At 58.3% G+C, this 17523-nt stretch carries 18 protein-coding genes; 4 read left to right on the top strand and 14 right to left on the bottom strand.

Annotation, left to right across the window (positions count from 1 at the left end):
- Window positions 1–58 precede the first annotated feature (58 nt).
- The 3 genes from lldD to lldP are packed head-to-tail and all read right to left on the bottom strand — an operon-like array spanning window position 59 to window position 3701.
- On the bottom strand, window positions 59–1264 hold the full coding sequence (gene lldD / locus ACU4F7_RS00465) for an FMN-dependent L-lactate dehydrogenase LldD (RefSeq protein WP_481637816.1): 1206 nt from the start codon (window positions 1262–1264) through the stop codon (window positions 59–61).
- Window positions 1261–2049 carry a transcriptional regulator LldR gene (lldR, locus tag ACU4F7_RS00470; RefSeq protein WP_481637817.1) on the bottom strand — a complete coding sequence of 263 codons (789 nt, stop codon included), beginning with the start codon at window positions 2047–2049 and terminating at the stop codon, window positions 1261–1263. The genes lldD and lldR overlap by 4 nt, the downstream gene beginning before the upstream one ends.
- The gene (gene lldP / locus ACU4F7_RS00475; RefSeq protein ID WP_029590133.1) at window positions 2046–3701 is read right to left on the bottom strand and encodes an L-lactate permease; all 1656 of its coding nucleotides are present in this window, start codon (window positions 3699–3701) and stop codon (window positions 2046–2048) included. Before lldP ends, lldR begins: the two co-directional genes overlap by 4 nt.
- Window positions 3702–4013: 312 nt before the next feature.
- Between lldP and ACU4F7_RS00480 the strand changes: the two genes are divergently transcribed.
- Window positions 4014–4421, top strand: coding sequence for a type II toxin-antitoxin system TacA family antitoxin (locus tag ACU4F7_RS00480; protein WP_321164447.1), 408 nt, complete (start codon window positions 4014–4016; stop codon window positions 4419–4421).
- On the top strand, window positions 4418–4978 hold the full coding sequence (locus ACU4F7_RS00485; protein WP_029590136.1) for a GNAT family N-acetyltransferase: 561 nt from the start codon (window positions 4418–4420) through the stop codon (window positions 4976–4978). Before ACU4F7_RS00480 ends, ACU4F7_RS00485 begins: the two co-directional genes overlap by 4 nt.
- 6 nt (window positions 4979–4984) lie before the next feature.
- On the opposite strand, the gene ACU4F7_RS00490 is transcribed toward ACU4F7_RS00485, so the two are convergent.
- The 3 genes from ACU4F7_RS00490 to ACU4F7_RS00500 form a co-directional block, all read right to left on the bottom strand.
- The gene (locus tag ACU4F7_RS00490; RefSeq protein ID WP_024556744.1) at window positions 4985–5347 is read right to left on the bottom strand and encodes a YibL family ribosome-associated protein; all 363 of its coding nucleotides are present in this window, start codon (window positions 5345–5347) and stop codon (window positions 4985–4987) included.
- A gap of 113 nt (window positions 5348–5460) precedes the next feature.
- A complete protein-coding gene (gene glpK, locus ACU4F7_RS00495; RefSeq protein ID WP_024556743.1) occupies window positions 5461–6972 on the bottom strand; it encodes a glycerol kinase GlpK in 1512 nt (503 codons plus the stop codon).
- A 20-nt stretch (window positions 6973–6992) separates the two neighbouring features.
- Window positions 6993–7838: an MIP/aquaporin family protein gene (locus ACU4F7_RS00500; RefSeq protein ID WP_481637818.1), complete on the bottom strand. Its 846-nt coding sequence runs from the start codon at window positions 7836–7838 to the stop codon at window positions 6993–6995.
- A gap of 426 nt (window positions 7839–8264) precedes the next feature.
- Between ACU4F7_RS00500 and zapB the strand changes: the two genes are divergently transcribed.
- The gene (gene zapB, locus ACU4F7_RS00505) at window positions 8265–8510 is read left to right on the top strand and encodes a septal ring assembly protein ZapB (RefSeq protein WP_110877497.1); all 246 of its coding nucleotides are present in this window, start codon (window positions 8265–8267) and stop codon (window positions 8508–8510) included.
- A gap of 49 nt (window positions 8511–8559) precedes the next feature.
- Here the strand turns inward: zapB and rraA are convergent, their stop codons facing one another.
- The 7 genes from rraA to priA form a co-directional block, all read right to left on the bottom strand.
- Window positions 8560–9045 (bottom strand): ribonuclease E activity regulator RraA, encoded by a 486-nt coding sequence (gene rraA, locus ACU4F7_RS00510; RefSeq protein ID WP_024556741.1) that lies wholly within the window; start codon window positions 9043–9045, stop codon window positions 8560–8562.
- A gap of 92 nt (window positions 9046–9137) precedes the next feature.
- The gene (gene menA / locus ACU4F7_RS00515) at window positions 9138–10067 is read right to left on the bottom strand and encodes a 1,4-dihydroxy-2-naphthoate polyprenyltransferase (RefSeq protein ID WP_481637819.1); all 930 of its coding nucleotides are present in this window, start codon (window positions 10065–10067) and stop codon (window positions 9138–9140) included.
- Window positions 10068–10135: 68 nt separating this feature from the next.
- Window positions 10136–11467, bottom strand: a complete 1332-nt coding sequence (gene hslU, locus ACU4F7_RS00520) for an HslU--HslV peptidase ATPase subunit (RefSeq protein ID WP_029590144.1) — start codon at window positions 11465–11467, stop codon at window positions 10136–10138.
- 9 nt (window positions 11468–11476) lie between these two features.
- Window positions 11477–12007 carry an ATP-dependent protease subunit HslV gene (hslV, locus tag ACU4F7_RS00525; RefSeq protein ID WP_024553821.1) on the bottom strand — a complete coding sequence of 177 codons (531 nt, stop codon included), beginning with the start codon at window positions 12005–12007 and terminating at the stop codon, window positions 11477–11479.
- Between the two features lie 90 nt (window positions 12008–12097).
- Window positions 12098–13147, bottom strand: a complete 1050-nt coding sequence (ftsN, locus tag ACU4F7_RS00530; protein ID WP_481637820.1) for a cell division protein FtsN — start codon at window positions 13145–13147, stop codon at window positions 12098–12100.
- Between the two features lie 87 nt (window positions 13148–13234).
- Window positions 13235–14269, bottom strand: a complete 1035-nt coding sequence (gene cytR / locus ACU4F7_RS00535; protein WP_029590146.1) for a DNA-binding transcriptional regulator CytR — start codon at window positions 14267–14269, stop codon at window positions 13235–13237.
- A gap of 163 nt (window positions 14270–14432) precedes the next feature.
- On the bottom strand, window positions 14433–16628 hold the full coding sequence (gene priA, locus ACU4F7_RS00540; RefSeq protein ID WP_024560424.1) for a primosomal protein N': 2196 nt from the start codon (window positions 16626–16628) through the stop codon (window positions 14433–14435).
- 248 nt (window positions 16629–16876) lie between these two features.
- Here priA and rpmE point away from each other — a divergent pair, with 248 nt between their 5' ends.
- Window positions 16877–17089: a 50S ribosomal protein L31 gene (gene rpmE, locus ACU4F7_RS00545; protein WP_024553817.1), complete on the top strand. Its 213-nt coding sequence runs from the start codon at window positions 16877–16879 to the stop codon at window positions 17087–17089.
- Window positions 17090–17137: 48 nt separating this feature from the next.
- Here the strand turns inward: rpmE and metJ are convergent, their stop codons facing one another.
- Window positions 17138–17455 (bottom strand): met regulon transcriptional regulator MetJ, encoded by a 318-nt coding sequence (metJ, locus tag ACU4F7_RS00550; RefSeq protein WP_024556735.1) that lies wholly within the window; start codon window positions 17453–17455, stop codon window positions 17138–17140.
- Window positions 17456–17523: the final 68 nt, after the last annotated feature.

The following is a 17523-nucleotide window of genomic DNA, read 5'->3' on the forward strand; positions in this document are numbered from 1 at the left end:
CTTGCAGTCCTGTTTCCGCAGGGCGGGTAAGCACAGCGCCACCCGCCGTTAAAGGCGCTTACGCCGCGTTATGCCGTTTCGTCTGCGCGCTGGTCGCAGGCAACTCCGCCAGCACGGAGGTGAACTCCGGCGCCGGCACCAGCGACTCGCGCGTGATCTCTTTGACAGATTTCGCGCCGGTCAGCGTCATCGCCACCCGCATCTCTTTTTCAATCAGATTTAGCAAATTAGCGACCCCTTTCTCGCCGTGCGTGGCGAGGGCGTAAAGGTAGGCGCGACCCAGCAGCACGCTGTCGGCGCCGAGCGCAATCATGCGCACCACGTCCAGCCCGTTGCGAATGCCGCTGTCGGCGAGAATAGCAATGTCGCCTTTCACCGCGTCGGCGATGGCGGGCAGGGCGCGCGCGGAAGAGAGCACGCCGTCGAGCTGGCGGCCGCCGTGGTTGGAGACCACAATGCCGTCGGCGCCGAAGCGTACCGCGTCGCGGGCGTCTTCCGGGTCGAGGATGCCTTTAATCACCATCGGACCGTCCCAGAATTCGCGGATCCACTCCAGGTCTTTCCAGGAGATAGACGGGTCGAAGTTGTTCGAAAGCCAGCCGATGTAATCTTCAAGCCCGGTCGGTTTGCCAAGATAGGTGGAGATATTGCCGAGATCGTGCGGGCGGCCGTGCAGCCCCACATCCCAGGCCCATCGCGGGTGCGTTACCGCCTGCCAGTAACGGCGCAGGGCGGCGTTGGCGCCGCTCATGCCGGAGTGGGCGTCGCGATAGCGTGCGCCAGGGGTCGGCATATCCACGGTAAAGACCAGCGTCGAACAGCCCGCCGCTTTGGCGCGCTCCAGGGCGTTGCGCATAAAACCCCGGTCGCGCAGCACATAGAGCTGGAACCACATCGGGCGATTAATGGCGGGCGCGACCTCTTCAATCGGGCAGACGGAAACGGTGGAAAGGGTAAAGGGAATGCCCTTCGCCGCCGCCGCGCGCGCCGCCTGCACTTCGCCGCGACGGGCGTACATGCCGCACAGCCCGACGGGGGCGAGCGCCACCGGCATAGAGAGCGTCTCGTTAAAGAGCGTTGTCTCAAGGCTTAAATCAGACATGTTCTTCAGCACGCGCTGGCGCAGCGCCACCTGCGAAAGGTCTTCCACATTACGACGCAGGGTATATTCAGCGTAAGCGCCGCCGTCGATATAGTGGAACAGAAAAGGCGGCAGCTTGCGCTGCGCCGCGGCCCGGTAGTCACTTGCCGCTGAAATAATCATGATTTTTTCTCCCTGGAAAGTGTGAGCAGGTCGTCGGGCAGGCGGGTCACGCGCGCCTGGCGGGCGACATCTTCATCAAGTTGTTTAATGGTGGAATGAACAAAACCGAGGTGTTGCATCACCGCTTTGCGCGCCCGCTCGGCGTCGCCTGCCAGAATCGCGTCCAGCATTTCGCGGTGCTGTTCAGTGAGCTGCGAGAAAATCGGCGGCTGCAGGTACATCCGCTGACGGCTCTCCATGACAGAGGATTGCAGCAGGTCGAAGAAACCGCGCATGGTCTGTAGCAGCACGATATTGTGCGACGCTTCGGCAATCGCCAGATGGAAGCGCACATCCGCCTGGGCGGCGAGGTCCGGGTCATCCTGCTCGGTAAACTTCAGCGTCGCGTCAAAGCAAATTTGCAGCTTCTCTTTATCCGCGGGGGTGGCGCGAAGGGCCGCGTGCCAGGCGGTGCTGGCCTCAATGGCGTGACGCGCCTCTAAAATGTCGTAGCGGTAGCCGGGGTCGTCCGCCAGCAGGCTGCGGATAGGCTGCACGATGCGCTGTTCCGACCAGGGTTCCAGCTGGTAGCGCAAAAAGGTGCCGCCGCCGCGACGGCTGACGAGCAGCCCTTCGCGGATAAGAAGTTGTATCGCCTCGCGCAGGGAATTGCGCGATACGCCAAGCTCGGCGGCGAACTTGCGCTCGGCGGGCAAACGCATGCCCGACTCCAGTCCCCGGTCGCGGATAAAAGTGCGGATGCGCTCCACCAGGTGGTCGGCGAGGCGCTTTGTCATGGTCGTCATGGGATCATCCAGGTGAAGACATAGGCCTGAAGCGTGGTGATAAGGCCCACCATGCAGGTGAAGATCAGGCTGTGCTTCACGGTAAAACGGAACAGGTCAGATTCTTTGCCCACCAGTCCCACCGCCGCGCAGGCGATGGCGATGGACTGCGGCGAAATCATCTTGCCGGTCACGCCGCCGGTGGTGTTGGCCGCCACCATCAGAATATCCGACACGCCTATCTGCTGAGCGGCGGTGGCCTGAAGAGCGGCGAACAGCGCGTTCGACGAGGTATCCGAGCCGGTCAGGAAAACGCCGAGCCAGCCGAGGAACGGCGAGAAGAACGGGAACGCGCTGCCGGTGTGGGCGAGCGCCAGCGCAAGCGTTGACGACAGCCCGGAGTAGTTAGAGATAAAGGCGAAGGCGAGCACCATGCCGATGGAGTAGATGGGTAGCGCCAGCTCTCTTAACGTCTGGGTGAAGGTCTCCACCGCCGCTTTCGGCTTCATCCGCAGCCAGATGATAGAGATTATCGCGGCGACGAGAATGGCGGTGCCGGTGGCGGAGAACCAGTCGAATTTGTAGACCGCCGGGTACGGCGTGGCTTCCGCCACCACCGGCGGCATGCGCGCCACCAGCTTGTCGAGATGCGGCACAGCGACGTTAAAGACCCAGTCCGCCAGCGGGCCATTCTTCGCGAACAGCGCCTTAAACGGCGGCACGCTCCAGAGCGTGACCGTGGCGGTGAGGAACAGGAACGGCGTCCAGGCGCGCACCACCTGGCCTGGCGTGTAATTTTTACGCGCCAGCGTCTGGTCGACCATCGACGCGCCCACATCGCCAAAGCGGAAGATGCGCACCGGCTGCCAGCGTTTCAAAAACAGCGTCAGACAGACCAGCGACACCAGCGAGGAGATGATGTCCGGCAGCTCCGGGCCGATAAAGTTCGAGCTTAAATACTGGGCGATAGCGAACGAACCGCCCGCCACCAGCACCGCCGGCCACGTCTCTTTTACGCCGCGCCAGCCGTCCATAATCGCCATGATCCAGAAGAGCACGATAATGGTCAGGAACGGCAGTTGACGGCCCACCATCTGGCCGATGGCAAAGCTGTCGATGCCGGTTACCTGGCCTGCCACCAGAATCGGAATGCCCATTGCGCCAAAGGCAACGGGCGCGGTGTTAACGATAAGGCACAGGCCTGCCGCGTAGAGCGGGTTAAAGCCAAGCCCGACCAGCAAGGCGGCGGTAATCGCCACCGGCGCGCCAAATCCCGCCGCCCCTTCCAGAAACGCCCCGAAGGAGAAGCCAACGATCAGCATCTGCAAGCGCTGGTCCGGTGTGATCGAGAGTATTGATGACCGGATGATGTCGAACTGCCCGGTCTTCACGGAAATTTTATAGACGAAGACCGCCGCGATGATTATCCAGGCTATCGGCCACAGGCCGTAGAAGAAGCCATAAATCACCGAGGCGAAAGCCCGGTCGACTGGCATGCGGTAGAAGAACAGCGCCACCAGCAGCGCGATGGCGACGGTGATGGTCGCCGCCAGGTAGCCTTTCAGCTTGAGCTTAATCAGCGCGAAAAAGAAAAAGAGGATGGGCAGCGCGGCAATCAGGCTGGAGAGCCAGAGGTTGCCTGCCGGGTCGTAATTCTGTTGCCAGAGTTCCATTGCCTGTCTCCTGGGGGACCGCTCAGCGCCGCGGTGAGTCTGCGCTCATCTGCTATGGCGTTTTGTAAAAGTGGTCCAACCAATATGGGTTTGTAGGGTAAGTGACAATGAATGGTTAATCAGATGTTAGTTTTAGGCAACGCGATGGTTACTGTTTTTTGGGGTTCTGTGAGAGTCAGGGAAATTTTGGTTGAGATTGGTTGGACCAATTACGCGCTTGCCGCTTCGGCTTAGTCTGTATAACGCGATTCTCTGGAAGCTTGCTCGTAAAAACGGAGCGAAGTGGTTTGCTTACTGGAAAGCGCAGATAACATGCATTCTGAAAAACGTGAATCTGCATTTAAGGGAGGCTGTTTGAAAATGCAACAATCCGGGGTTATTCTCGCTGTACGGGACTTTACCGTACAGTTAAAGGCATCGCCCGCAAGGAGGATTATCATGGCCTCGCAATCTAAAAAAGAGCGTCTTGAATGCCGTCTTTCTTCTGACGACAAAGCGAGTATTGAAGCCGCCGCCAGCCTGGAGAAAGTGAGCGTGTCTCAATTTATTGTTGATTCCGCCTGTAAGCGCGCGCAGTTGCTTCTTGAAGAGCACAGCCGCATCAAATTAACCGAGCAAGGGTGGCTTGCCGTAATGGCTGCGCTGGATAACCCACCCGCGCCAAACGAGCCACTCCAGCGTGCTTTTAAGCGGCTTGATGAAGATGAAATCTGGGAATGAAGCTGAAAAAAGGCGTTTTTCCCTTCGCGCCTGAGCAGGGATGGGCAATGGCTTCTTTTGATTGCGGCTGTCGTGAACTGGATGTTTTTTTACGCGACCGCCTTGCCCTTCAGCAGCAGCGTAATGTGCTGCGTGCATGGGTGCTCCTTACAAATGAACCGGAGCCTGCTATTGCCGGTTATTACACTTTATCCGGCGCTTCTTTTGAAAAAGCTTTTTTTGGCAACATGCGGCGGCAAATCCCTTACGCTAATGCGCCCTGTATCTTATTAGGAAGACTGGCGATAGATAAACGGTTTGCCGGAAAGGGGCTGGGTTCTATGCTGGTAGCTGATGCGGCCAGGCGAGTTTATGAAGTAGCCCGTACAGTGGGCGTCTATGCCCTGTTTGTAGAGGCGAAAGATGAGCAAGCCGCGGCGTTTTATCAGAAACTTGGATTTATTCCGGTACAAACCACCGATGAACGTAAGAGGCTCTTTTTTCCGGTGAATGCGCTCGATACTTTACTTTCACCGCCTGTGATAAAAGATAGCGGACCGGTGCGGCCCGCTCGATAAAGACGATTAAAACTCGCTTTTCGCAAAGCCCGTCATCTCTTTTAAACCCATCTCGCGGCCCAGCGCGGTCATCGGATGCACCACCACCAGCCCACGCACGCTTTTCTTCAGCTTGCCCATATCGGCCTGCTCTTTTTTGGTAATGGCGCGCTTAAACGGCATCGCCATCAGCTTCTGCGCCTCTTTGCTGAGCTTCTGGTTGCGTACGTCGTGCAGACGAGCGATTTCCGCCTCAAGCGTCTCTTTCTCTTTTTCCAGCTCCATGTATTTATCTGCGGCTTCCGTCAGCGGCGTGGCGGCCTGCTGGTGGCGGATGGCGTCGAGCCGGTCGCTCAGACGTTTAATTTCTGCTTTTTCGATCTCTTTCATTCACTGCTGACCATCAAAAAGGGGAGTTCTGATGCAAAGGATACACTATCTGGCGGCAAGAACGTTAAAACGGGGGAAACTCTCCCGCCCGCAGGCGGGAGAAAGGGGAGGGATTACTCTTCGCGCTCTTCCCACGCCATGGCGCGTTTGACCGCTTTTTTCCAGCCGTCGTAGCGGTAGTTGCGCTCCACGGTTTCGATGCCCGGACGGAATTCGCGCTCGATGACCGCTTTTTCCTGAAGCTCATCCAGGTTCTGCCAGTAGCCTACTGCGAGGCCCGCGAGATAGGCGGCGCCAAGCGCGGTGACTTCGCGCACTTCCGGACGCTCCACGCGCGTGCCGAGGATATCGGCCTGGAACTGCATCAGGAAGTTGTTGGCTACCGCGCCGCCGTCCACACGCAGCGCATGCAGGCGCATGCCGGAATCCGCCTGCATCGCTTCCAGCACGTCGCGGGTCTGGAAAGCGATAGACTCAAGCGTAGCGCGGATGATGTGGTTGGAATTCACGCCGCGCGTCAGGCCGAAAATGGCGCCGCGGGCATACGGGTCCCAGTACGGCGCGCCGAGGCCGGTAAAGGCCGGAACGACGTAAACGCCGTTGGTATCCTTCACTTTGGTGGCGAAATATTCGGAATCGAAAGCGTCGCTGATAAGCTTCATCTCGTCGCGCAGCCACTGAATGGACGCGCCCGCCATAAACACGGCGCCTTCCAGCGCGTAGTTCACTTCGCCGCGCGGGCCGCAGGCGATGGTGGTAAGCAGACCATGGGTCGACTTTACCGCTTTATCGCCAGTGTTCATCAGCATGAAGCAGCCGGTGCCGTAGGTGTTTTTCGCCATCCCTTCCTTCACGCACAGCTGGCCGAACAGCGCCGCCTGCTGGTCGCCCGCGATGCCGGCGATAGGAATACGGGTGCCGCCTTTACCGCCGATGTTGGTCTGGCCGTAGACCTCGGACGATTTACGCACCTGGGGCAGCATCGCGCGCGGGATATCCAGCGCGTCCAGCATTTTGTCGTCCCAGTCGAGATCGTGAATATTGAACAGCATGGTGCGGGAAGCGTTGGTGTAGTCGGTTACGTGCACGCGTCCCTGGGTCATTTTCCAGATAAGCCAGGTGTCAACGGTGCCGAACAGCAGTTCGCCGCGATGGGCGCGTTCGCGCGCGCCTTCCACATGGTCCAGAATCCATTTCACTTTGGTGCCGGAGAAATAAGGGTCGATAACCAGGCCGGTAGCCTCACGCACGTACTCTTCCATGCCGTCGCGCTTAAGCTGCTCGCAAATCTCCGACGTGCGGCGGCACTGCCAGACGATAGCGTTATGAATCGGCTTGCCGGTTTCACGTTCCCACACCACCGCCGTTTCGCGCTGGTTGGTAATGCCGATGGCGGCGATCTGATCGGAGCTGATGTCCGCTTTCGCCAGCGCTTCCACCAGCGTGGAGCTTTGCGAAGCCCAGATTTCCATTGGGTCATGCTCTACCCAGCCTGCTTTCGGGTAGATTTGCGTAAACTCGCGCTGCGAGACGCTGACGATATTCGCGTTATGATCCAGTACTACGGCGCGTGAGCTGGTCGTACCCTGGTCGAGCGCGACGATATACTTTTTTTCTGTAGTCATAGTGGTGTCCCGTCAATCTGTTACAGCGAAGCTTTCTGTTGTGCGGCGGCGGACTGCTCTTCAGCGTCATCCACGCAAGCATCACACGGTAAATGGCGGCCAATCAATTTGCGATAGCCGAATGCGCCAAGCGCCGCCCCGACCACCGGACCCAGCGCGGGCACCAGGAAGTAGGGGATTTCACGCCCGCCGGTAAAGGCGACATTACCCCAGCCCGCAAGCCAGGCGAAGGCTTTCGGCCCTAAGTCGCGCGCCGGGTTCATGGCGAAGCCGGTGAGCGGCCCCATGGAGGCGCCGATGACCGCAATCAGCAGACCAATCAGCAAAGGCGCCAGCGGACCGCGCGGAATGCCGTTGCCGTCGTCGGTTAACGCCAGGATCACGCCCATCAGGATAGCTGTGATAATCATTTCCACTGCGAAGGCCTGCATAAAATTGATATGCGGATTCGGGTAAGTAGAAAAAATACCGGCCAGGTCGAGGCTTTCCACACTGCCGCGCACCATATGGTGTGTCTGTTCGTAGTCGTAAAAAAGATTGTAATAAAGCCCGTAAACTAACGCCGCTGCGCAAAAAGCGCCGGCAAACTGAGAAAAGATAAAAGGTACAACTTTGCGCCCGTCAAAGCAGGCGAACAGCCACAGCGCTATGGTTACCGCCGGATTCAGATGCGCACCAGACACGCCTGCGGTCAGATAGATGGCCATCGCCACCCCCAAACCCCAGATGATACTGATTTCCCACTGGCCGAAACTGGCGCCTGCCACTTTCAGCGCAGCCACACATCCTACACCGAAGAAAATCAACAACCCGGTACCGAGGAACTCTGCGATGCACTGTCCTTTTAAGGTTGATGTTTGACTCATAATCGGGGTCCTGAAGGCAAAGTGAATGTTATTGTTAGCCGGACGGTAAAACTGTCCGGTATGTCGTGTAGACACAGTGTTAATTTATCGTTAACGAGCAAAAACGAGAAATAACGAAATCGAAATGTGTGTGATGCGTCAAGAAAATGAGCGTTTTCGCGCTATTTAAGAAAAGGATAAATTGCGCTGGCACCATAAATGCGCGAAATGGGTGAGAGAAATGTTAATAATTACCTGCAACGCTTGCAAAGGGCATTCAGCATAGGCTGAAAAGTGTGGCAATCCGCAAACAGCGCGGGATGCCGCTGGACACTGGCTGTCACGCTTCATACAATCGGGACTAGCGTTTTCGCACGTAACATAAGGCGTCGCCGGCAACCGGGACGAGGATAGCCATCCATCAACGCCTTGCAATTCAGGAGAGGTATGACGATGTCATTTGAAGTGTTTGAGAAACTGGAAGCAAAAGTACAGCAGGCGGTTGATACCATCACGCTTTTGCAGATGGAAATCGAAGAGCTGAAAGAAAAGAACAACAGCCTGGCGCAGGAAGTACAAAACGCGCAGGGTAGCCGCGAAGAGCTGGAGCGTGAGAACCATCAGCTGCGCGAACAGCAACACGTATGGCAGGAGCGTCTGCAGGCGCTGCTGGGCAAAATGGAAGAAGTGTGATTTTACGCTTTGACCAAACAAAAACGGGCGCTTAAAGCGCCCGTTTTTGTTATTCGATATCCAGCGGATCTTCGGAGAGGATTATGCCCGTATTGTCGGCGTAGAGATGATCGCCGGAGAAAAAGGTTACGCCGCCGAAGTTCACGCGCACGTCGCTTTCACCGATGCCTTCCCCTGCCGCGCCCACCGGAATGGCGGCGATAGCCTGGATGCCGAGATCGAGCTCTTCGAGATCGTCCACCTGGCGCACCGCGCCATAGACCACCAGGCCTTCCCATTCGTTCTGCACCGCAAGGCGCGCAAGGTCGGCGTCGACCAGCGCGCGGCGTACCGAGCCGCCGCCGTCGACCAGCAGCACGCGGCCGCGGCCGTTCTCCTCGAGCAGCTCATACAGCAACCCGTTGTCCTCGAAACATTTTACCGTGATGATTTGTCCGCCAAACGAAGAGCGGCCGCCAAAGTTAGTAAAAAGCGGCTCAACGACGTTGACCTCTTCCTGGTAGATATCACAAAGCTCAGAAGTATCGTATTTCATTGGCTTAACGCTTAGTTGCTGCAAGAGTTTTCAGTATATCGCTTAACGCGCATTGTTGGCAAAATCATCAATTGTTAATTGATATTTGTCAGCTAAAAAGGCACGCGGCTGAGCACAACGCCAAGTGCAAACAACAGGTTAACCAGCAGCGCGCCTTTTACCGTGCGCTCAAGCATCGGGCGCATCGCAACGGGTTCCCGCTCGCTTAAGACATAGCGCGCCTGTTTAAGCAACAAAGGGGCGGCGAGAATAAACAGCCAGCCCCAGGCGCTTTGCAGCCACAGCAGGTTAAAAACCGCAAGGCAGAGCAGCGAGCCCATCAGCAGCGCAACGTGATAGCGACGCGCCATCACCGGCCCCAGACGCACCGCCAGCGTGTTTTTACCGTTCAGGCGGTCGCTATCGATATCGCGCAGGTTATTAATGTTCAACACGGCGGCAGCCAGCAGGCCGCTGGCGGTGGCGGGCAGGAAAATCGCCCCGATCAGCGTGTGCGCCTGTAAATACCAGCTGCCGATAACGCTCAGCCAGCCAAAGAAAATAAGCACCGAGAGATCGCCAAGCCCCATATAGCCGTAAGGGCGGTTGCCAACGGTATAGGTAATGGCGGCGATGATAGAGAGCGCGCCAAGCGCCAGAAAGCCGACAAAGTCCGTCATGGTATGGCAGGCGACACGCACCAGCGCAAGCCCGGAAAGGCAAATCAGGATAACGGTGACGACCAGCGCCCGCTTCATCTGCGCCGCGGTGATCACCCCTTTTTGCATGCCCCGCAACGGGCCGATGCGGTCCGGCTTGTCGCTGCCTTTTACCGCGTCGCCATAATCATTGGCGAGGTTCGAGAGAATTTGTAAAAGCCCGGCGGTGAGCAGCGCCAGCAGAGCGACGAGGGGATCGAACATGCCTTGCCAGTAGGCAAGCGCCGTGCCGACCACAATCGAGGCGAAAGCGAGAGGCAGCGTACGGGGGCGCAGGCTTTCCAGCCAGGCCTGGGTACGGCTTAAAGAAACGGTTTCAGTCATGAGTGCGCCAACAATAAAAAATGGGGGCATTGCCCCCATCAACTGTGATGAAAATGCGTTGCGCGCGATTATAGGATAAAACGGCTCAGATCTTCATCTGCCACCAGCTCATCCAGATGTTTGCTTACGTATTGCGCATCAATGGTAATGCTCTGGCCGCCGAGGTCGCTGGCGTCGTAAGAGATATCTTCCATCAGGCGCTCCAGCACGGTGTGCAGACGACGCGCGCCGATGTTTTCGGTGGTTTCGTTCACCTGCCATGCGGCCTGGGCGATACGGCGAATGCCATCGTCAGTAAAGTCGATGTTCACCCCTTCGGTCGCCATCAGCGCTTTGTACTGCATGGTGACCGACGCGTTCGGCTCAGTCAGGATGCGCTCAAAGTCTTCGGTAGTCAGCGCCTGCAGCTCTACGCGGATAGGCAAGCGGCCCTGCAGTTCCGGAATAAGGTCAGACGGGCTTGCCACCTGGAACGCGCCGGAGGCGATAAACAGGATGTGGTCGGTTTTCACCATACCGTGCTTGGTGGAGACGGTGCAACCTTCCACCAGCGGCAGCAGGTCGCGCTGCACGCCTTCGCGGGAGACATCCGGGCCGGAAACGTTGCCGCGCTTACAGATTTTGTCGATCTCGTCGATAAAGACGATGCCGTGCTGCTCAACCGCTTCGATAGCCTGTTCTTTCAGCTCTTCCGGGTTAACCAGCTTCGCCGCTTCTTCTTCCACCAGCAGCTTCATGGCGTCTTTGATTTTCAGCTTGCGCGGTTTCTGCTTCTGGCCGCCCAAGTTCTGGAACATCGACTGCAGCTGGCTGGTCATCTCTTCCATGCCAGGAGGCGCCATAATCTCCACGCCCATCGGCGCGGCGGCGAGATTGATTTCAATCTCTTTGTCGTCGAGCTCGCCTTCGCGCAGTTTTTTGCGGAACGCCTGACGGGCGGTGGAGGGCTCCTGCGCCTGCTCCGGCTGGCCCCAGTTGTTCTTCGCCGGCGGGATCAGCACGTCAAGAATACGCTCTTCGGCCAGCTCTTCAGCGCGATAGCGGTTTTTCTCGATGGACTGCATGCGCACCATTTTAATAGCGGAATCGGTCAGATCGCGGATGATAGAATCCACTTCTTTACCTACGTAGCCCACTTCGGTGAACTTGGTCGCTTCCACTTTAATAAACGGCGCGTTGGCGAGCTTCGCCAGACGACGGGCGATTTCGGTTTTACCGACGCCGGTCGGGCCAATCATCAGAATGTTTTTCGGCGTCACTTCATGGCGCAGCTCTTCGTTAAGCTGCATACGGCGCCAGCGGTTACGCAGCGCGATAGCGACAGAACGCTTCGCCGCGTCCTGGCCGATAATGTGTTTGTCGAGTTCGCTGACAATTTCGCGAGGAGTCATTTCAGACATGGGAGATCCTTACGCTTTAGAAGGTAATTCTTCGATGGTGAGGAAGTGGTTGGTGTAGATGCAGATATCACCCGCAATCCCCAGCGACTTCTCTACGATTTCACGAGCGCCAAGCTCGGTGTTTTCCAGCAGCGCGCGCGCCGCGGCCTGCGCGTAAGGCCCGCCGGAACCGATGGCGATCAGGTCGTTTTCCGGCTGCACCACGTCGCCGTTGCCGGTGATGATAAGCGAGGCGTTTTCATCCGCCACCGCCAGCAGCGCCTCGAGGCGGCGCAGCATGCGATCGGTGCGCCAGTCTTTCGCCAGCTCAACGGCGGCTTTGACCAGATGGCCCTGGTGCATTTCCAGCTTGCGTTCAAACAGTTCAAACAGCGTGAAGGCGTCTGCGGTGCCGCCTGCAAAACCGGCGATAACTTTGTCGTTATACAGGCGACGTACTTTTTTCACGTTGCCTTTCATCACGGTATTGCCCAGGGTGGCCTGTCCGTCGCCACCAATCACGACCTGGCCGTTGCGGCGCACACTTACTATTGTTGTCACGAGCAATCCCCTTATTGCATAGGCTAAAGAAGGGCCCCGCACGGTGTACGGGGCAGAATGCAATTATAGATGGGGGGCGTTTCGGGGCTTTCAACCCCCGGCGGCGAGACGAATGCAGTTTGAATGGCCCGCAAGCTTCAGGCGGGTGAGGGTGCCGTCGGCGTTTTCTTTGCCTTTCATCGGGCCGATAACCACGCGGTTCCAGCCGTTGTTGGCGGTAATGCGTGAATCAAAGCCCTCGAAGGCCAGCTGCGCGCGTACGGTTTCAGCCTGTTCCGCGCCTTTAAACGAGCCGCACTGCACCATCCAGCGGCGCTCGTCTTTTTTCGCGGCAGGCTGTTTCGCCGTTTCCGTCTCGCGGGTGACCGGCGCGCTCTGCTCGGTTTTCGGCTGCGTACGCGTCGCGGTGTTATGCGGCGGCGTTTGCAGCAGATCCTGATAAGGCTGCTGTTGCGCGTTGCTGCGAGCCGGCTGCGCGTTTTTCACCTGCGGCTGCTGATACGCCTCGGTGCGCACAGGCTGTTGCTGATAGCTCTGCGCCTGACGCGTTTGCTGCTGATACGTCTGCGTCTGACGAGTCTGCTGCGGCTGGTATGGCTGCTGCTCTGCGACACGCTGCGGGTTACGCTGCTGCTGCGCCGCCGCGTTCAGCTGTTGCTGCTGAATAAGCCGCTGGCGCTGCAGCGTTTGCTGGCGCTGCTCCGGCGTCTGCTCGTTCCACGGCACTTCGCTCAGTTGCGTCGGCTGCTGACGCATATCCGCCTGCATCTGATCAAGCAACTGGCGCTGCTCGTTGGTCAGTTGCTCCTGGTTCATGATTTCCCCGCCTGCCGTAGGCTCGGTGGGTTTCACAACGCCAGGCTGGCGGCTTTCCAGCTCTTTAATATAGCGCCAGCGCTCTTCCGGCTTTGGCGGTAGCCCGTTGCCCGCCACTTTATGGCCCGGCAGCGTCTCCGCCTCTTCTTTCTTGTGATGGGTAATAAAGTACAGGGCGCCGATAAAAGCGACCACCACAGCGGCCGCGATGGCGACCATAGCCGGGGAAACAGCAGGCAGGTTACGTTGCTTTTTGCGGGTAGGACTCTTTTTGCGCCGCGCGGGAGCCGGCTGTCCGCGGCGTACATAATCTCTTTGTGCCACTATCGTTTCGCTGTATTCGTTCGTTATCAGCCCGCCATGTTACTTAAGGGGCGGCCCTTTGACCAGTCGGGGGCGTCTTAAAGCCGCTTATTTTCGCGGCTTCGGCGCGCTGCTTGAGCCGCGGACCACCAGCTCGCAATCAAGCAGGCGCGAACCGCTGTTGACCGTCTGCCCGTGAAGTTGATCGAGCAGCAGCAGCATCGCTTCGCGGCCGATATCAAAACGCGGCTGCGCGACGGTGGTCAGCGGCGGGTCGCAGAAGGCGGAAAGCGAAATATTATCGAAGCCTATCAGCGAGATATCGTCCGGCACCTTATAGCCGCGGCGTTTGGCGAGCGAGAGCGCCCCAAGGGCCATCACGTCGCTGTGACAAAAAACGGCGGTGGGAGGCTTAGGCAGGTCGAGCAGTTGAGAAAGCGCGTTGGCGCCCGCCTCGTAGGTAAAATCGCCCCGGGCGATATAGTGCGGGTCGACGGTAATGCCGCAGCGGCGCAGCGCCTGTACATATCCCTGCAGGCGATAATGGCACAGCGGCATCTCTTCCGGCCCGGCGATGCAGGCGATGCGCTCGTGGCCCAGCTCATGCAGGTAATTGACCGCGTTAAAAGCGGCGGTGAGGTTATCAATATGCACCGTCGGCAGTTCCAGCTCCGGCGCGAATTCATTCGCCATCACCATCGGCGGCAGGTTGCGCTGCTCCTCTTTGCTGGCGTCGAAAGGCAGGCGGGAGCCGAGCAGCAGCATGCCGTCGATTTGCTTGGTGATAATCAGGTCGATGAATGTCTTTTCCTGCTGGTTCTGGTGGGCGCAGTCGCCAATCAATACCAGATAGCCTTGCTCCGCCGCCGTGACTTCAATGCCGCGAATAATTTCGCTGAAAAAAGGGTCGCAAATATCCGGCACGATAACGAGGATAGTGCGGGATTCGTTGCGCTTGAGGCTGCGGCTGAGCGAGTTGGGCAGGTAACCCACTTCAATAGCCGCCTGTTCAACGCGGTGGCGGGTGGTCTGCGATACCTTTTCCGGGTTCATTAAGGCGCGCGATACCGTGGCCGTCGAAACGCGAGCTTTGGCGGCGACATCTTTCATGGTTGCGGCGGCAACCTGCTTCTTGGGCTTCAACTTCTTCTCCTCACCTGCGCCACGGCGGACGCAGATACATCCTGTATCTGACCTACATCACATTCATATCAGCTATTTAAAGCACCGACTTACAAAAATTACATCAGTAATGTGATGGAGATTTTATTTTTTTCGATATGTTTCGCAGAAATCGCCGGGTTGGTTAACTTTCGATCGGGTCCACATCCAGCACCCACTTCACTTTACGCGCGGCGGGCAGGGTGTTGACGAGCGCCAGGCTGTTGCCAAGTAGGCGCTGCAAATGTTGCCGGGAGGGATGCTGTAAAAGCAGTTGCCAGCGGTAGCGGCCGCCGCGTTTGGGTTGCAGGGCGGGCACCGGGCCGAGGATCCATAAATGGTCGTCCGCCAGCGGGCTGGAGCGCAGCAGGTTATGCATCTGATGCAGGAACTGCGGCGCTTCCTGGTTGTTATGATCTTCAGCGCGAATCAGCACATGGCTGCTGAACGGCGGCAGTGAAACGCCGACGCGCTCAGCCAGCGCCTGGTCGGCGAAGGCGTCATACCCCTGGCTTAAGAGCGTCTGTAATAAAGGATGCTCCGGGTGGTGAGTCTGTAGGATCACTTCGCCCTGTTTGCCGGCGCGGCCGGCGCGGCCCGCCACCTGGGTATAAAGCTGCGCAAAACGTTCGGCGGAGCGGAAATCGGCGGAAAACAGCGCGCCGTCGACATCCAGCAGCGCCACCAGCGTGACGTCAGGAAAGTGATGCCCCTTCGCCAGCATCTGGGTGCCGATAAGAATACGCGCGCCGCCGCGATGCACTTCTGCGAGGTATTGCTCCAGCGCCCCCTTGCGGCTGGTGGTGTCGCGGTCGATGCGGGAGATCGGCACGTCGGGGAAAAGCGGTGCCAGCGTCTGCTCCAGCTGCTCTGTGCCCAGTCCTACCGGCACGGTATGCGTGGAGCCGCACTGCGGGCACTGGCGCGGCACCGGACGCTGGCTGTCGCAGTGATGGCAGCGCAACTGATGCGTCGCCTGATGCAGGGTGTAGTAATGGTCGCAGCGCGGGCACTCGGCAATCCAGCCGCAGTCATGGCACAGCAGCGCAGGGGCGAAGCCGCGGCGGTTAAGAAACAGGATGACCTGGTTATTGGCCTGCAAATGCTGGCGCATGCTGGCGATAAGCGCGGGCGCAAGCCCCGCCTGCAGCGGCTGGCCTTTTAAGTCCAGTACGTGCTGCAGAGCCGGACGCGCGTTGCCGGCGCGACGGGTTAGCTTCAGCATGCGGTATTTACGCTGGCGCACGTTGTGCAGCGTTTCCAGCGCAGGCGTGGCGGAGCCAAGGATAATGGGGATCTGCTCGGTATGGGCGCGATAAACCGCGAGATCCCGGGCGTGGTAGCGGAACCCTTCCTGCTGCTTGTAGGAGCTGTCGTGCTCCTCGTCGATAACGATGACGCCCAGATTTTTAAATGGTGTGAAGAGCGCGGAGCGGGTGCCGATAACGATGGCCGCTTCGCCGCTTTTCGCCTTAAGCCAGGCGCTCAGCCGCTCGCTGTCGTTAAGCCCGGAGTGTAAAACTTCCACCGGCGCGTTAAAGCGTTCGCGAAAGCGGGCGATGGTCTGCGGCGTCAGGCCGATTTCCGGCACCAGCACCAGCGCCTGGCGGCCCTGGGCAAGCACATTCTCCAGCACGCTGAGGTAGACCTCCGTTTTGCCGGAGCCGGTTACGCCCGCCAGCAGCCAGGCGGAAAAGCTGTCCGCCGCGCTGTGAATGGCGCCTACCGCAGTAGCCTGTTCGGTATTAAGCCGCAAACGCTCGCCGGAAACGTGAAACGCGCCGCGCCAGTCGGTAACGGCAGGCGATTCGCTGCGCAAATCGCTTAGCGCCTTTTCCCGCAGCGCCTGGAAAGCGGCGTCGGTAAAGCCGAGCTCATTGACTTCATGGCGCCAGATATTGCGCTGGCGCAGCGCGGCCAGCGCCTGCTGCTGCTTCGGCGCGCGCTTAAGGCTTTGCAGGTCGACGCTGCGCCCTTCGTCGGTGGCGAACCAGTACCATAAAGGCGCGGGGCTTGCGGGTTTGCCCTGGCGCAACAGCACCGGCAGGGCGTGAAACAGCACGTCGCCAAGCGGGTGATGATAATAATCCGCCGCCCACAGCAGTATCCGCCACAGCGCGGGCGGAAAGAGCGTCTCTGCGTCGAGCGTTTCCACCACGCTTTTTAGCTCATCACGCGGCAGTTCGCTCTGCTCGCTAACGGAGACCACAATGCCGACGCGCTGCTGCTTGCCAAAAGGCACGCGCACGCGGCAGCCTGCGGCCGCCGTCATCTCGTCAGGCAGCAGGTAGTCAAAAGTGCGGGCTAAAGGAACGGGCAAGGCAACATGAGCAACAGGCATGAAAATCATCCGGCTGATAAATACGACGCCATAGTGTACACTGTGTGTCCGTAAAATGGCGCACTCTCTGCTGGGCTGCCCAGCGCCGCCGGCGCGGAAGATTGCGGACAGGTTTGCATTGGGCGGTTATTTTCTGTATGATTCGCCGCCTTTGATGTGCAGTTCCGCCATCAAACCTTACTATCAACATCGCGTGGTGTCTGGCGTCAGGGCCGGAAGAGCGACGCGGCCTTAACCGAGGTTTTCCCATGAAAAAAGGTATTCACCCGAATTATGTAGAAATTACTGCAACTTGCTCTTGCGGTAATGTTATCAAAACCCGCTCTACCGTGGGTCACGACCTGAACCTGGACGTGTGCGGCAAATGCCACCCGTTCTTCACTGGTAAGCAGCGTGTTGTTGATACCGGTGGTCGTGTTGAGCGTTTCAACAAACGCTTCAGCATCCCGGGCAGCAAATAAGCTACCCAAAGAAAAGGCGCCGAAAGGCGCCTTTTTTGTTTCTGCGAATCAGTATTCCCAGGTATCCGGGTCGATGCCCAGCTCACGCATGATAACCTTCGCCTCTTCCGGGATCTCGTCGCTGCGGTCTTTACGCAGGTCTTCATCGTTCGGCAGGGGCTGGCCGGTAAACGCGTGCAGGAACGCTTCGCACAGCAGTTCACTGTTAGTGGCGTGACGCAGGTTGTTCACCTGACGACGCGTGCGTTCATCGGTGAGGATTTTTAACACTTTCAGAGGAATGGAAACCGTAATTTTTTTAACTTGTTCACTCTTCTTGCCGTGCTCAGCGTAGGGGCTGATATATTCGCCGCTCCATTCAGCCATGAGATACCTTTAATCCTCTCAGTCATTGGTCCAGGGTCAAAACCTGACGAATCTCACGGTCTTAACCA

This window comes from Franconibacter pulveris (assembly GCF_056780215.1).